12 protein-coding genes are annotated in these 15,932 nt (G+C 68.5%); 6 read left to right on the forward strand and 6 right to left on the reverse strand.

Annotated features, from left to right (window positions below; translation table 11 throughout):
* Together LWF15_RS35430 and LWF15_RS35435 are read right to left on the reverse strand one after the other, a co-directional pair.
* Positions 1-253: hypothetical protein (locus LWF15_RS35430; protein WP_232815386.1), on the reverse strand; the 253-nt coding region annotated here is incomplete at its 3' end.
* 185 nt (positions 254-438) lie between these two features.
* Positions 439-1,062, reverse strand: coding sequence for a hypothetical protein (locus LWF15_RS35435; protein ID WP_232815387.1), 624 nt, complete (start codon positions 1,060-1,062; stop codon positions 439-441).
* 263 nt (positions 1,063-1,325) lie between these two features.
* Here LWF15_RS35435 and LWF15_RS35440 point away from each other — a divergent pair, with 263 nt between their 5' ends.
* On the forward strand, positions 1,326-1,628 hold the full coding sequence (locus LWF15_RS35440) for a hypothetical protein (protein ID WP_232815388.1): 303 nt from the start codon (positions 1,326-1,328) through the stop codon (positions 1,626-1,628).
* Positions 1,629-1,880: 252 nt separating this feature from the next.
* Entirely contained in the window at positions 1,881-2,060 is a 180-nt protein-coding gene (locus LWF15_RS35445; protein ID WP_232815389.1) for a hypothetical protein, read from the forward strand.
* A gap of 149 nt (positions 2,061-2,209) precedes the next feature.
* Here LWF15_RS35445 and LWF15_RS35450 read toward each other — a convergent pair whose 3' ends face one another.
* From LWF15_RS35450 to LWF15_RS35460, 3 genes are all read right to left on the reverse strand, one after another.
* Positions 2,210-3,043 carry an alpha/beta fold hydrolase gene (locus LWF15_RS35450; protein ID WP_232815390.1) on the reverse strand — a complete coding sequence of 278 codons (834 nt, stop codon included), beginning with the start codon at positions 3,041-3,043 and terminating at the stop codon, positions 2,210-2,212.
* A gap of 8 nt (positions 3,044-3,051) precedes the next feature.
* The gene (locus tag LWF15_RS35455) at positions 3,052-3,885 is read right to left on the reverse strand and encodes an alpha/beta fold hydrolase (RefSeq protein ID WP_232815391.1); all 834 of its coding nucleotides are present in this window, start codon (positions 3,883-3,885) and stop codon (positions 3,052-3,054) included.
* Positions 3,886-4,028: 143 nt separating this feature from the next.
* Positions 4,029-6,767 (reverse strand): helix-turn-helix transcriptional regulator, encoded by a 2,739-nt coding sequence (locus LWF15_RS35460; RefSeq protein WP_232815392.1) that lies wholly within the window; start codon positions 6,765-6,767, stop codon positions 4,029-4,031.
* Between the two features lie 637 nt (positions 6,768-7,404).
* On the opposite strand from LWF15_RS35460, the gene LWF15_RS35465 reads away from it, so the two are divergent.
* Complete coding sequence (locus tag LWF15_RS35465; protein WP_232815393.1) at positions 7,405-9,426, forward strand: sensor histidine kinase; 2,022 nt, start codon at positions 7,405-7,407, stop codon at positions 9,424-9,426.
* A 237-nt stretch (positions 9,427-9,663) separates the two neighbouring features.
* Here LWF15_RS35465 and LWF15_RS35470 read toward each other — a convergent pair whose 3' ends face one another.
* A complete protein-coding gene (locus LWF15_RS35470) occupies positions 9,664-10,038 on the reverse strand; it encodes a VOC family protein (RefSeq protein ID WP_232815394.1) in 375 nt (124 codons plus the stop codon).
* A 694-nt stretch (positions 10,039-10,732) separates the two neighbouring features.
* Between LWF15_RS35470 and LWF15_RS38345 the strand changes: the two genes are divergently transcribed.
* The 3 genes from LWF15_RS38345 to LWF15_RS35480 all read left to right on the forward strand — a co-directional run bounded on the left by LWF15_RS38345 (position 10,733) and on the right by LWF15_RS35480 (position 15,590).
* Entirely contained in the window at positions 10,733-11,131 is a 399-nt protein-coding gene (locus LWF15_RS38345; RefSeq protein ID WP_352396727.1) for an MmyB family transcriptional regulator, read from the forward strand.
* 84 nt (positions 11,132-11,215) lie between these two features.
* Positions 11,216-12,199, forward strand: coding sequence for an aldo/keto reductase (locus LWF15_RS35475; RefSeq protein ID WP_232815395.1), 984 nt, complete (start codon positions 11,216-11,218; stop codon positions 12,197-12,199).
* Positions 12,200-12,728: 529 nt separating this feature from the next.
* Positions 12,729-15,590, forward strand: coding sequence for an ABC transporter substrate-binding protein (locus tag LWF15_RS35480; RefSeq protein WP_232815396.1), 2,862 nt, complete (start codon positions 12,729-12,731; stop codon positions 15,588-15,590).
* Positions 15,591-15,932: the final 342 nt, after the last annotated feature.

Genomic DNA, 15,932 nt, shown 5'->3' on the forward strand with positions numbered 1-15,932 from the left:
CGGTGAACCGCGCGAACAGGTCTTCGATCTTCTCTGCCCCGTGAATGGGGCCCTCGCTGCGGAAGACCTCGATCTCGAGCTCGCCGGACTCGGTGAACTCGATCTCCCACCGTTCGCCCGGCACGGCGACCGCCACCATGACCGCCTCGGGGCGGATGTTCTGCAGCGTGTAGAAGATTTTTGCATGCTCGAGTCGGGCCAGGAAGGCCAGGAAGCCCCTGAGCGTCCCGTCGAAGTCCGGATCGGAAGTCATGATTCAGCCCTTGGTTTCGCAGTTACGTCGGTGCGCTCTTCAAGCGCATGCCCAGCCGCGCAGGCTCGCTGGCGAGGCCAGTCTCCACTCGACTCCAGCCGATTGTCATCCCCTTATCCGGGTCTGGTGAAGCCTCGGGCAGCAGCTTCGATGGGGACGGCCCTGCCGGCAGGAGAACTGGGTCGTCAGAACAGCTGCGTCTGCCCATCGATCGGTCGGGGAGCGCCGCTGTCACCGCGTTCGGGCGGTGCCTCGCCCGGAAGCGCTGATGGTGCGGAAGAGGAAGATGGAGTGCGATGCGAAGGGTCGGGCGGCTCAGGCCCGAGCAGTGGCCGGTAGTACGTGTTTTCGGGTACGAAGATGGGCAGGTACCGCCAGTTCAGCACAGCCGTGTGAAAGGCGGGCAGGAGCTCGTGGGCGTCGGGCAGCCCCAGGGCCGACCGGAGACGTTCTTGCTGTCCCACCAGGTCCGGGATGTACTCGCGCCGCTTCTCCTGGCACTCGGCCAGCCAGGCCAGAAGACGTGGTCGGTCCTCGAAAACCGAGACAACAGTGGAGTTGTGTAGGCCAGGCAGGCCGACCAGTACGGCGAGCGCATCGCGCAGACCGAAGGCAATGAGGCCCGCTTCCCCCTCGCTGCCGATGTACACCACAGGATGCGGATCGTCCGGCCCGATCAGCAGATAGGAGCCGCCGGTATCGTCTCCGGCAACCACCTCGTAGGACTCTGCGCCGGGCATGCGGATCTCGTCCCACAACGGCTCGGTCCGCTCCACATCGAAGTCGAACCAGGCCAGAGCGTCGGACACCAGGCAGTGCTGCGGATCAGATCCAGCAGTTCCTGATCGCTCACCCGTGTCTCCCAGCCCCGTGACGTGCCGGCCTTCGTCGCGGAGGTTCCTGCAACCCCGAGCCCGATCCGCCACCTTAGCGGGCCCGCCCTGCCCATCTCGATCAGCACCGGAGTCCGTTACGGCCTACTGTGGCGATCAGTGGAAAGAGTCAAACCACGGTTCGTTTCACTCGGCCTGCCGGCGGCCTGTCTGCCGAGCGCATTCCAAGGAGTACCCCCATGACTGAGTATTCGACCAAGTCTGCCCCCACGAGTGCCGGTGACTACCGGGCGCCCCGTCGGCTCAGCACGGAGACCAAGGCCTCGACCAAGACGACCGAGCTCATCTTCTATGTCGTGGCCGTCCTGGCGGTGGCCATCACCGCACTGGTCGTGGGAAGCAGCGACACCGCCAACGGTGGTCAGACCCCGGACCCGTTCGGCGCCTCCGAAACGCTGCGCTACATCACGTTTCTGACCATCGGCTACATGGTGGCGCGCGGTCTGGCCAAGTCCGGCAGCCGCGACAACTACGACGCCTGAGATGCTTTCACTCGGCGTCTGAAGCGAGTGAGCATCTAGAGTGCGTGTGAAATCCCCGGAGGCCGACCTCTCCGGGGATTCCTGCTGTCTCCACCGCCGCGCTCACGTCGTTGCCCGCCCCGCAGAGTCTGGTCGGACGCCCCGCAGCCGCGGGTTCAGCGGGCGCTGGACCTGGTGATGGCTCCGCCGCAGCTGCGTGACTATGCACGCAGCATCTGACCGCGAAGTCAGCCGGCGCCGGCGGCGGCGCTCGTGCAGTCTGCCGGGCTGCCTCCGCACGACATGGGCGCCCTGGTCACCGCCCGGTGGCTGCTGTCGATGCCGGACCTCGCCCTGGCTACCGCCGCTCCCCGCGATGCTGTGCCGGTGGTGGTCGAACTGCTGCAGTCGGGCTGGCCGGCCTGGCCGATCTGGCTGGCGGCCACGCAGTGAAGCAGCCCCCTCGGCGCGCCTGAGGGCACTCGCAGCTTCACCCCGGTGCTTCGAAAGTTCGCCCGGGGGCGCCCACATCCTGGTGCGCGGTGATGCGAACGGCAGGTCACGTGGGTACGTGACCTGCCGTTCGTGCAGGACGGAGCTGATCAGCGCGCGGCGCGGGCGATCATCTTCACGACCGTGTCCGGACGCGAGACCGCCACGGAGTGCGAGGCGCCCTTGACTGTCACCGTGGCGAGGGAGTCCGCGCGCTCGGCCATGAACTTCTGCGCCTTGAAGGGGATGTTCTTGTCCGCGCCGGCCAGCACGAACCACGAGGGGATGCTCGCCCAGGCGGGCTTGCCGGACGCCTCGTTCAGCGCAACGTCCCGGATGGGACGCTGAGTGTCGGCCATGAGAGCAGCCTTACGCGCCGGGACGTCGGCGGCGAACTGCTGACGGAACAGCGACGGCTTGATGTACAGGTCCTTGGAGCCGTCTCCGAGCGCGACGGGGGCGAGCGTCTCGCCCAGCGTGCTGCCCGGGTACTTCCCGGCGAGCTCGGCCGCGGCCTCACCCTTGGCGGGGGCGAACGCCGCGACGTAGACCAGGGCCTTCACCTTGGGGGAGCGGGCCTTGACGTTGCTGATGACGGCGCCTCCGTAGGAGTGCCCCACGAGCACCACCGGGCCCTTGATGGAGGCCAGGCGGGCGTCGAGGGCGGCGGCGTCGGAGCGCACCGAGCGCAGCGGGTTGGCCACAGCGACGGTCTTGAAGCCGCGCTTGTTCAGCCGCTCGATGACGGGGGCCCAGCTGGAGCCGTCCGCGAAGGCGCCGTGGACCAGGACGATGGTGGGCTTCTTCGCCGGCGCGGGCGCCGGTGCGGCCGATGCGCTGGGCGCGCCGAGCATGCTGAGGCCCAGGACGGCGGCCAGCCCGGCCAGCAGAACGGTGATGCGCCGGGAGATTCGGCGGGGGATTCGGTGGGTGAGCGTGTGCATGTCGGTTCTCATTCGTTCAGGAAGGCGAGCAGTTCGGTGTTGACCTCGGCTGCGTGGGTGAGCAGCAGGCCATGCGGGGCGCCGTCGATCTCGACGTAGCGCACGCCGGGCAGACGGCGGTGGAACTCGCGGGCGGTGGCGTCGATGGGCAGGATGCGGTCGGCGGTGCCGTGCAGGATCAGCGCGGGCACGTCGATGCTCTCCACGTCCTTGCGGAAGTCGGTCAGCCAGGCCGGGACACAGGCGTAGGCCGCGATCGGCGCCGAGCCGATGGCGGTGACCCAGTTCGCCTTCAGCGCGGCCTCGCTCAGGCGCGATCCGAGGTTCTCGTCGGTGTTGAAGAAGTCGACGAAGAAGTTCTCGTACCAGGCGAAGCGGTCGGACTGTGCCTGCTCGGCGATGCCGTCGAAGACCGACTGCGGCACCCCGGTGGGGTTGTCCGGGGTCTGCAGCAGGAACGGCTGCAGCGAGGCCAGGAAGGCGGCCTTGGCCACCCGCTGCGAGCCGTAGGTGCCCAGGTAGCGGGCGACCTCACCCGAGCCCATCGAGAAGCCGGCCAGGACGACGTCGTTGAGGTCCAGCTGGGTCAGGACCTGGTTCAGGTCGGCGGCGAAGGTGTCGTAGTCGTAACCGGTCATGGTCTTGCTCGAGCGGCCGAAACCGCGTCGGTCATAGGTGATGACGCGGTAGCCGGCCCCGACGAGCGCCTGGGTCTGCTTCTCCCACGACTGCCCGTCCAGGGGGTAGCCGTGGATCAGGACGACGGGCTGGCCGGCGCCGTGGTCCTCGTAGTAGAGCTCGATGGCGCTCGAGCCCTCGGCGCCGACGGTGATGGTTGCCATGGTGTGTGCCTTTCCCGCCCGTCCGCCGGGTGCGGATCGGGCATGGCACGAACCTAGGAAGCAGGCAGGGCCGGCCGCGTCCGTCAGGCAGCGTCTCTTACGTACGTCACTTCAGGACGTCGGTACGTCAGCACATTCGTACGTCAGGAGGTCAGCACGTCCTGAGGGTGACCCAATACGACGGGGAGTTCGCTGCGGGAGGTGATGCCCAGCTTGGGGAACATGCGCTGCAGGTGGGTGCCCACCGTACGGGGGGAGATGTAGAGGCGCTCACCGATCTCCCGGTTGGTCAGCCCCTGCGCGGCCAGTTGGGCCACCCGCAGTTCGCTGGAGGTCAGCTGGTCGACGACGGTGGGGTCCTGGCGTGGGGAGGAAGCGCCGGCGGCACGTAGTTCCTGCCGGGCCCGCTCCGACCACGCGGACGCGCCCAGGGCGTCGAACACGGCCAGGGCGGCCTCCAGCGAGGCGCGTGAGTCCGCGGGCCGGCGCTGACGGCGCAGCCACTCGCCGAGAGCCAGCTGCACCCGGGCCCGTTCGAAGGGCCAGTCGTGCGGGGCCGCATCGAGAGCGGTGAGGTAGAGCGGCTCGGCGCTCTCGGCGGGGCTGAGCAGGGCCCGCGACAGGCGCAGCCCGCACAGCAGGGCCGGTGTCGGTGCCAGCTCCTCCAGCGGTGCCAGCTCGACCAGCACCTCGCGCGCCACCTCCTCGGACGCGCTGCGCACAGCCGCCTCGACCAGCTCGGAGACGGCGTAGAAGCGCAGCCAGGGGTGGAAGGCGGGGTCGGTCGGGGTGAAGACGCGGCGCAGGTGGGCCAGGGCGTCGCCGTAACGTCCCTGACAGAGGGCGGCATGGCCACGGGCGGTCTGGACGATGGCCAGCACCGGACGCGCTCCGCCGGGAACGGCGGCGCGTTCGGCCTGGGCGGCCCACCACTCCATCTGAGGGTCACCGCTCACGGCGGCCAGCTGCGCGCGCGTGGCCTGCACCATGGCGTGGATCAGGGGCTGGCCGGTCTCCAGGGCCAGCTCGGCGGCCTCGTCCGCAACCAGCAACCCGGCGCGCACGTCACTGAGGCGCCCAGCACTGCCCGCCAGGACACAGAGGCTTCGCGCCAGCATCGACAACTGCCCCTGGGCCCGAAGCGAGTCCAGAGGCCTGGCTGCCAGTTTGGCCGCCAGGGCGGGAGCACCGACGGTCACCGCCGCGCCGCCGAGGAGCTGATCGCCCTCGGCGTCCGGGGACGAACGCTGAAGCTGCTGCGCCAGAGACTGCATGACGAGTCGCCCGCGGTCGACCGGCGCGCAGAAAGCTTGCAGAGCCACCAGATAGGGGTTGCCCGCGTCCACCGGCATGCGGTCGGCGGCGGCTGCGACCCGGCTGCGCACGGCCGTCCCCGCCTCGCCGTAGTAGCAGTGCAGGGTGGCGCCCCAGAGCATGCGCAGCCCCAGCAGGGGATCCTCCGCGGCGAGCTCGACCGCCAGCTCGGCCAGCTCGGCGGTGGCGGTTCCCTCGCCGGCGCCCCACTCACCCCGAACGATGTTCACCCAGGCCGCCCGGCCGCGGTCCCGGGGCGAGAGGTCCAACGCCCCGGCCCGGGCGAGCAGGTGGGACACGACGTCCAGCTGGCCCGACTCCAGGGCCAGTTCGGCCGCCCGCAGCAGCCGGTCGGCCTTCGCGGAGGGCTCCTGCGTCAGCTCGGCCGCCCGCGTCAGGGCGGCCAGGGCGGCGGCGACACCGCCGCGGCGCAGAGCCCGGTGGGCCGTGGAATCCAGTTCGCGCGCCGCCTGCTCATCAGGGGCCGTCGTGGCCGCGGCACGATGCCACGCCTGCCGATCGGGCTGGCCCTCGAGCCCGGCGGCCAGAGCGGCGTGCGCTGCCTGGCGTTCGGCCAGAGTCGCCGCGTGATGCAGGGCCGAGCGCACGAGCGGGTGCCGGAAGACCAGCCCTCCGGACTCGACCAGACCGGCGCTGACCGCCGGTGCCAGGGCAGTGAGGTCCACCGGGGCGCCGAGCATCCGCCCGGCTGCGGCCAGGCACTCGTCCGTGGTCCCGTCACCGTTCAGGGCGGCCAGGAGCAGCACCGCGCGGGTGGTGGCGGGAAGACGGGAGACCCGCGCGGTGAAGGTCCGCTCCAGGCGCTCGGTCAGCGGCAGCGGCCCAGGGCTGAGCGCGTACGCCCCACCGACCGACTGCAGCGCCGTGGGCAGTTCGGTCAGTGCGAGCGGGTTTCCCGCTGCCTGTTCCAGCAACCGCCGCCGCACCTGGGCACCCAAACCGGGCGCGACCTCGTCCAAAAGCTCGCCCGAAACCTGGGCACTGAGCGGAGCCAGATTGAGGACGGGTATGCCCGCGCTGGCCAGACGATCGTCCAGTCCGCGGATGACGGCAATGAGGACGAGGGGGTCGGACTCGATCCGCCGCGCAACGAACCCGAGCACGTCGAGGCTGGCCCGGTCCATCCAGCCGGCGTCCTCGACCACGACCAGCAGCGGTGCCTTCGCTGCGGCATCGGACAGCAGCGTCAGTGCGGCCAGGCCGACCAGGTACAGGTCGGGCACGGCGTCGTCCGCGAGCCCGACCGCCGCCCGCAGCGCTGCCTTCTGCGGGCCCGGCAGGTCGTCGATCCCGTCGCGCAGCTGGTGTACCAGCTGATGCAGGCCCGCGTAGGGAATGTCCTCCTCCGACTGCACCCCCACCGCGGTGATCACCCGGGTCCCGCCCGCCGCCGCCAGGGCGGCCGCCTCCGCCACCAGAGCCGACTTACCGATCCCGGGCGGGCCCTGCAGAACCAGTGCGCCGCCCGAGCCCGCCCTGGCCTGCTCGACCAGGACGCTCAGCGCCTGGCGCTCGGCCTCGCGACCCAGCAGCGCCCGTCCTTGCATGCTGCGCTCCATCACTTCCGACGCGGTTCTCTTCAGGTATGGCTCTCCTACATCCGTCGACCCGGATTCGGCTCGCCAGGAACCGAACCAAGTTCGATCCGTAGGATGGCAGGTATCGCAGCGTCTGGAGGCACGTTGCCGATGGCGGGCACGCATATGGGCGCCAATCCGGACAGCGATCGCGATATCTGCCGGTCAGGGGCTGATCGCGTGACCACTCGGCCTGTCCAGACCTGTCCAGACCTGCCGGGCCTGGGCTGAGGCTGCTGCCTGTTCGTGAAAGGATCGGCCCGTCTGCCGGAAGGAGTTTCCGGCGCTCTCGTCCTCAGCAGCCTCCTGACATCTGCCGAGCAGTCTCAGGTGCCCCAGGAGAGCGGACGTCTGTGCAGGCGACCTCAGGCGTCGGCGAGCCCGTGCGACACGCTCTGATCAGGAGGGGGTGCCCAGGCCGGATCATCACCTACATTCGGCTATCCCCGATTACTATCTGCTACACCGTGGAGCCGTTGTGGGTATGAAGAGGCAGCTGCGATCACCTGCGCCAGCTACCTCTCCGCGCCCCGGGCGACGGTTCCCCTGGATAGTGATCAGAGGAGCGCCTCTGCCCCGGTGGAGTGCACATCTGATCGTGCCCCTGATGGTGTGGCTGATGCTGATGGTCGCGCTGGTGGGAGGGTGGGGGTGGGCCCAGCACGCCTCCGAGCAGGGACTGCAGTCCCGCTTCGGGATGCGGGTCACCATCGGTGCCGACTTCGTGTCCAACTACGTCGCTGACCAGCTGGCCCGCACCAACCTCCAGGCGGAACAGTTCCTCACCGGGGACGACATCAGCGAGCAACAACTGCAGAAAGTCTCCACGCCGTTCGCCTACACGGCCGTGGTCGTACTCGATGAGCAGGGACGCCTGATCCAGATCGTCCCGGCCCGGTCGGAACTGATCGGTACTGACCTCACCCCCCGCTACGACCACCTGCGCACTGCCGTGCGCGAGGGGGTGCCGGTGGTCTCGCGGGTGGTGACCTCGGCGGCCCGAGGAGTGCCGGTGGTGGCCTTCGCCACTCCCTATGACACGCCCCGCGGCCGCCGGGTGTTCTCCGGAGCACTCCAGGTACAGAACAGCCCCCTGGGCACCTACCTCACCCACGCCGCCGCACTACCCTCCAGCCGGGCCTACCTGATCGACCCCGACGGCAAGGTCGTGGCCAGCGACGGGCCGATGCCGACCACCGATCACCCCCTGGCCGAAGCCCTCATCGGGGCCACCTCCGGTACCTACCGCGAAGGCCAACGGGACTGGGCCTACGCCGCGCACCCAGTCGACGGCACCCCGTGGCGGCTCGTGGCCGCCGTCCCGACATCGGTGCTGTACGAGCCGGCCCGGGGTTCGAGCGTGTGGCGGGCCATTGTGGTGGCGGTGTTCGCCCTGACCGGGCTTGTCACGGTCTTCGGCGTCGCGCGTAGTCGCCGCGACCAGCAGTTGCTGCGCCACAGCGAGCAACGCTTCCGTGATGTCTTCGACAGATCGCTGATTGGGATGGCCATCACCACCCCGAGCACGAAGATCGTCCGGGTCAACCCGGCCTTGTGCGCGATGCTCGGTTACAGCGAAACCGAACTGCTGGCAGGCACCCTCAACGACATCGTGCATCCTCAGGACCCAGATTTCGCCACCGATGCGATGCAGGCGGCCTCCCTCGACGCAGGCGCCAACGGATTCAGCGCAGAGAGACGGTTCCTGCACGCCGACGGCCGCACCGTGCACGCGTTGCTGACCATGTCGCTACAAGGCGACACCGCAGGCGGAGCACCGCAGTTCGCCACTCAGATCATCGACGTCAGCGAGCGAAAGGCCCACGAAGCGGCTCAGCAGCGTATCAACACCCAGCTGCGCGAATCACAGCAAAGGATCGAGGATCTCGTGGCGATGCTCTCGCACGACGTCCGCCAGCCCCTGGGGGTGATCACCGGGTACGTCGAAACCATCATCGATGGCTGGGACACCATGACCGACATCCAGCGCCGGGACTTCCTCTCACGCATATCCGCGGCCGCCCGGCGGATGACGACCCTGGTCGAGGACGTCCTGGCTCTGGCCCAGCTCGATGCCGGCACCGTCGAACCGCGCCGGGCCAGAGTCGATGTCGTTCATGCCCTGACCGAGGCCATGGCCCAGTTACCCGAGGAACACTCCGCGATCATCGACGTCGTGCGCCCGCCCGAGCCCGCCAACGCCGTTGTCGACCCAGGTCACCTCCAGCAGATCCTGCTCAACCTGCTGGGCAATGCCGTGAAGTACGGGAGCGAGCCCATCGAGGTCACCGTCGCGGTCAGCGCCGAGAACGTCGACGTCACCGTCGCCGACCATGGCGAGGGGGTACCCGAAGACTTCGTCCCCCACCTCTTCGAACGCTTCGCGCGGGCCACCACCGGCGCCGCCATCGCCAAGAAGGGCACCGGCCTGGGGCTCTACATCGTCGAACAACTGGCCCAGGCCAACAACGGCCACATCAGCTACCGGCCCAACCATCCCACCGGGTCCCGCTTCACCCTGCGCCTGGTCACCGCACCACCACCCGCCGCCCCCTCCCGAGCCGCACCAGGACCTCAACCGTCTGACAGTGACGTCACCAGGAAGAGAAGCGAGCCGGGAGGAAAGTGAGGGCGATGCGCTCTCCGACGCCGCGCCCAACCGGGCTGCTGTCTAACGGCAAGCGAGGTGATCCGACCGCAGCGGCACTGGTCCCGCCACTCGAGGGGGCTGCAGTGCCTGGCCGCCCTCCGGGTGGCCAGGCTCTGTCTCAATGAGGTGGGTGCGGCGACGCAGCGCCCGCCTCCGGAATGCTCGTCGGCCTCAGCAGACGCCGATGACGATCACTCCTACGCTGAGCACCAGATCTCAGAGGTACGGACGCGTGATCAGTTCCAGAAAGTGGCCCGTCGGGTCGAGGAGGTAGACGCCTTGGCCCCCGTGCTCGCTGTTGATCTCACCGGGCCGCGTCCGTTGCGGATCAGCCCAGTGGTCACGTCCCTGACCTGTGATCTGTTCGTAGGCGCGGTCGAAATGCGCGTCATCGAGCAGGTAGGCGTAGTGCTGCGGAGGGAAGTCGATGGGCGGAGCCGCGAACTGCAGCAGGACGCCGTCGGCGATCTGGATGTTGACGAACGGTCCCCATGAGGGGACGTCGTCGGCTTCGAGCAGGGCGCGGTAGAACGCGGCCATCTCGGCCGGGTCTGTCGAGGCAATGATCGTGTGGTTGAAACGCGCTGTCACCGTTCTCCTTGTCTGTGTGGGGTGGGGACTTCGGTCACACAGACATCAGGCGGAGCACGGATCAGCCCACGACCAGATTGCCGTCCCGAGAACGGCTCGTACGAGCCTGACTGGTCATCATCATGGGCAGCCTAACCGAGCGGCGAGATCCCCGTCCACGCCACGGCGACAGCCACGCACCACGCAGGCCGCCTGTTCTGGCGCCTCCTGCACACGACACCGCGATCGTGGGCCGGCTCGAGTCGGCGCTCAGCCAGGACGTCATCTGCACCGCGGTTCGCGCCACCGCCGCCACACCCCAGAAACTGCGGCAGCTGGCCTGGGTACTGTCCGAGAACCCCATGACCCGCGCCTTCCGAATCGCAGCCACCGACCTAGTCGGCGACGAGGTCTACCGCACCTTCACTGGCGCCCTCGCCGACCTGCTCGCTGCCGGACACAAAGAAGGAACGATCCGCGCCGACCTCAGCGCTGACGACTCTCCTTGCTCTGTGCGGTCTCTGGGACTGACCTACAAGACTGATCACAAACCCGAGCGCAATGCGACCGGATCAGCGGACTGGTCCTCGACGGACTCCGCACACGCCCCAGCCCGCCCACACAAGCCACACCTTCAGACTGACAGTGCGCCAGGACCAGAACCACCACGTGCGAGGGAGGCTGGCGCCAACGCAAGAAGGCAGCTTTCGAACAGCTGTGTCTACCAGTTGACTCGCAAGCACCCTCGACCTGTGCCGATTGGGACGAAGTGGCACTCGAGGCGGTAGCAGCTTCGCGGATCGTGGTGCGCGGGCGCGAGGACGACCCGACGGTGCACGCCCTCCTGGGCCGACTGTCGGCCGGCAGCACCGACGTCGCCGAGCTGTGGTCCCGGCAAGGTGTTCTCGGTCGTTCCTCCGGTAACAAGCATTTCCCGCCGAAGGTTCGGCACGAGTACCGTCGCCTGGGACGCCTTCGTCACGGCTCACCCCACCGCGCAGACTCTCGTCCTCTACACCGCAGAGCCGGCTTCGGACGCCGAGACCGTCCGGGAGCAGGTTCGGTGCTCGCTGGAGGTGACGGTGGGGTGAATCAAAAGCGTTCAACGCGCTGAGCCACGGGGCGGGGTCTGTCGGCTGGACGCCCGCGCGCTTGGCGACGATGCTGAGGCCGCATCGTCGACGGAGAGCAGGAAGTCATGGAGAAGCGCACGCTGGAACGACTCGGACGGCAGGTGTCCGTGGTTGGGCTGGGAACCTGGCAGCTCGGCGCCGACTGGGGCGACGTCCGCGAGGAAGACGCCCTGGCCGTGCTCGATGCGGCGGTGGAGGGCGGGGTCACCTTCCTGGACACGGCGGACGTGTACGGCGACGGGCGCAGCGAGCAGCTCATCGGCCGCTTCCTGAAGACCAGGGGCGGGCAGGACATCACCGTGGCCACGAAGATGGGCCGCCGGGTGCCGCAGGAGCCGGAGAACTACACGCTGGAGAACTTCCGCGCCTGGACCGACCGCTCCCGCACCAACCTGGGCGTGGACACCCTGGACCTGGTGCAGCTGCACTGCCCGCCCACGGCGGTGTTCGAATCCGACGAGGTCTTCGACGCCCTTGACACCCTGGTCGAGGAGAAGCGGATCGCCGCCTACGGCGTAAGCGTGGAGACGTGCGAGCAGGCGCTGACCGCGATCGCACGTCCCGGCACTGCCAGCGTGCAGATCATCTTCAACGCCTTCCGGCTGAAGCCGCTGGAAAAAGTCCTCCCGGCGGCCGCCGAGGCCGGGGTGGGAATCATTGCCCGGGTACCGCTGGCCAGTGGCCTGCTCTCGGGCAAGTACACCAAGGACACGGTCTTCTCCGCCGATGACCACCGCACCTACAACCGGCACGGGGAGGCGTTCGACCAGGGCGAGACCTTCTCCGGCGTCGACTACGAGACGGGGCTGAGCGCAGCCGCGGAGTTCGCCGCGCTGGCACCGGCCGGGGCGAGCCCGGCCCAGACCGCCCTGCGCTGGATCATTCAGCAGCCGGGTGTCTCCACCGTCATCCCGGGTGCCCGCTCCATCGAGCAGGCCCGGGCCAACGCGGCGGCGGCCGACCTCGCTCCTCTGCCGGAGGAGACCCTGACCGCTGTGCAGGATCTGTACGACCGCAGCATCCGTGCACAGGTCCACCACCGCTGGTAGCAAAGTGACTGGACGATCCGCTACCGGATCATGGTTGCCGAGGTCCGACTGATGTGCCCGGGCCGCAGATCTGTCAGGGTCCCGGCCCGGGGCCTTCAGCATGCTGCGCCAGATCCTCGTACTGGGCATGACGCCTGCGTTCACCGCGCGATCACGGCGGTCACGAGCGTTCACTGAGCGGTGACCGCGAAGAGGGTGATGCCGGTGTCATCTGGTTGTGTCGGGACCGGCGTGCTGGGGGCGGGCTGACACAGTCACGGACGACGTGGAGCCCTTCATCGCGGCGAGAAGATCGGTAATCATCCCTCGAATTAGGCGCATCCTGCTTCCTTCCGGATCCGACCACGGCGGTTCGGAATCTTTGGCAGAAGATCCACTCCGATGCATCACTCTGGGTACGCGAGGCGTCACTCGGAGGTATCTTCTGTGCAACGGGAGGGTTGCCGGTCCGATGTGCGCGGTGACCCGTTGAGTCGGGGGCATCGTGGGCAGCAGTGGATCAGCAGGGGCCGGGAGCCAGCCGGGCCAGATGCCGGTGTTCAAGGGCGCGCGACAGCTCCTGGAGTGCCTGGAGCTCCTGACGCAGCGCCCACGTCGGCGAGAGGCACCCGCACCCCGCGGAAAGGTGCTATCAGCTCAGGGAATCCCGCTGGTGTGCCTCAAATGGGCGGAGGACACCGACGAGCTGGTCGCCGGGCTGGCCCGGTACCTCAAGGAGGCGGAACCGCGGCGGGTGCCGCACGTGGTGCACCGGCCGCCAGCGCCAGCGGGTTCGCCGTCCGATGATGTCGACGTCGTGGCGGACATGCTCCTGCGGATTGCCCGCGACCTCGCCAGCGGAGCCAATGCCGTAGGCGGCCGGGTCAGGTTCAGTCGGTTCGGGCTGGTGCACTGGCTCATCCGGCAGGACCTGGGTGCTGACCGGATCGACCCGCACGCCGTGCTGTTCCGCCGCCTGCGCGAGCGCGAACTGGGCCGGTCGAAGTACGCGACGCTGTTCTCCGACGAACTGCCCGAACTGTTCGAAGCGCCGGTGGTGCGATGGGCCCGCCTGGCCAGGGTCGTGCCCCCGTTGTGGTTCCGGGTGCGTCTACAGGGAAGGGTTCCGGGGGTCGGGCGGGAGTACCGGTGGCTGGTGCGCCAACCGTATCTCGACCCGCACAGCCCTGGAACAGTCCTGGGTTTCGCTGAGCGGCTCACGCTCGAGCAGCGACGGGACGAGGATCCGGCCGACGTCCTGCTCCTGCTCGTGGAGGCGTTTCTCTCGGACGTCGCCGAGGCGTACCGTCGCCGGTTCTGGCGAGCTGGCGGAGCCCGCCGCACGAGCTACCCGGTCGTCCTGCTCGACGGCGGTGACGACCCGGCCGTTGGTTTTGAACTGCTGCGCCTGGTCAGCGAGGTGCGCAACCATCCCCAGCACGGATTCGACCCGGTCGTCTTCGTCGCCGCCGCTAAGACATTTCCACCGGAACTCACCAACGGCGGCGGCCAGCACCCGACGGTCGTGCGTTGGGCGGCCCCCGAAGCCATGGACGGTTATGAGTCCTGGTGCCGTCGCCTGGCCCAGCGCTCGCGCGGACAGGAAGACTGGTACTTGCCGATCAGCGTTCCGGCCATCGAGGTGCCGCCGGCCGCCGGGGCGGATGACGAGCAGTACGTGGCTCTGTGGCACGCCGCGAACAACGCGCGACGGTTCGAGGTGGCAGTGGCGCCGCTGTGGGCGCGGCCGGCCGTGGCGCCGGTTGCGGCGGCGGTGCTCACCGCCACCTGTCTGATCGGTGCGACTGCCACCGATGTGCCCGGGATACCGTCGGACATCACCCTGCCGGTGTGGGGGCAGGAACCAGGTCGTCCGGTGACCTCTGTCGGTCCGTCCAGGGTTCCGGCCGAAACGTCCTCGCCCACTCTGGCGAACGTCCACCCGTCGCCGGACCCCGTTGCTGCCGGTCTGCCGGACTGCGTCACGGATCCCGGCATGAATCGCTTCGTCAGCCTGCACGTGTCCGAGGGGGGAGTGGCGTCGTGCATCGGTGTATCCGGCCAACTGGGGGATTTTACCGAAAGCGGCTCGGGCATCGGCAAGATCGACAAAGAGTTCGCCACGTTGAATGGGGATGCTGACCAGCGGAAGGCAGACGCCCCCACCCGTGCCGTGATCACGCTCGTGTACGTCAGTTCGTTCCGAGGCAACAAGATGGGCGACCCGGTTTCCCAGAAGCTTGAGGCTGTAGCTTTTCTCGCTGCGGCAGACGAACAGAACCGGCAACGCCAAGGCGATGGTCAACCCATCGTCAGGGTTCTGTTCGCCAACGGCGGCGAGGATCTGAGCCAGCGCGATCTCCTGGTCGAGCAGCTTAAGAAGGCCAAAGCCGCTGACCGGCTGACCGCAGTGGTCGGGCTCGACGCCAGTACCCAGGCCACTGAGGACCTGATTCTGGACTTGAACGCCGAACACATACCGGTGGTCTCCGCGACGCTCACCGCGGATGGCCTGGCCAAGGGGGCGGCAAACTACTTCTACGTGGCGGCACAGAACTCCGAACAGGCGAAACTGATCGGTCGCTACGCCGAGGAGTGGGCCCGGAGGCGCCAGCTGTCGTCCGGATCGGACGCCCCGCCCCGAAACGTTGCCATCGTGTGCCCCGCCGACAACAGCAACCTCTGGAGCCAGACTCTGCTCACTGCCCTGAGGGAAGAGTTCCGCGTTCGCGGCTGGTCCACCACGGTTCACGCCTACGTGCCCGACAAGGCCGACTCGGGCGAGGCCGGCACGCCGGAGGCGATGCGTCAGGCCTGCGGGCCAGATGCGGTCTTCGTCGACGAGAAGCCCGAGCCCGACGAGGTGGCCCGAGCGCTGCAGGGCACCGACGACCAACTGGTGGTCTTCGCCGGACGCTGGCAGCCGTTCACCGTCTTCCTGGACATTCCTGGCTTCGATCTGGACGTGATCGCTGCCGACGATGTGTCGAGTGCGGTCGCACGCCGCTACGAGAACCCCGAGATCGACCGTCGCACCTTCTCATACGTCTCGCTGGCCTACTGCGGGAAGACCGGCGGGGCCGATCGGATGCCCTACGACGGGCATCTTGAATTAGCAGATCTGAAAGGCATCAACGCTCACATCGACAGCCATGCGCCCTTGGCCCTGGCGGCCGCCCACTCAGTGATCGACGCAGCCGCAGCAGCGCTGGAGGACGGCCAGGTGCCGACACCCGAGCAGGTTCAGGAACAATTGCGCCAGACGTCCGGAGAGTTCGGGGCCGGTCCGGGGGCGCTGAACCCTGAGGCCGCGGTGGGGGAGATCTGCCGGATCAGCGTCCTGCAGGCCTATTCGAGCAGGAAAGTCGTGCCGGATCCGCTGATGGAGAGGCTGGAGTTGCGGCAGAAGTGACGCCTTTCCGGGGAAGAAGGCCCGGGTTGGCCAGCACAGCCGTGCGCCCGGAAGGGCTCTCCGGTGCGGCGTCGACGGCCTGGCGGGCGACATCGATGGTCTCCGTCAGGTCGGCGGGGACTTGGCTGCGGAGGAAGCGGCGACGCAGGGACACGTTGAGGTTGGAGAGGCGACGCAGCCGGTCGGAGGTCTGGGCCACGGCCAGCCGTGCCGATTCTACGGCGGTGTCCAGATTCCTTGTTTCCTCGGCGGATGAATCGAGCGGTCGGCGAGTTACCAGAGTCGACAGGTTCCCGAGTTCCAGGTGACCGTGGGGCCGCAGTCAACCCGCCCGGGTTCCGG

The sequence above is a fragment of the Kineosporia rhizophila genome (assembly GCF_021277265.1).
Taxonomy (GTDB): domain Bacteria; phylum Actinomycetota; class Actinomycetes; order Actinomycetales; family Kineosporiaceae; genus Kineosporia; species Kineosporia rhizophila.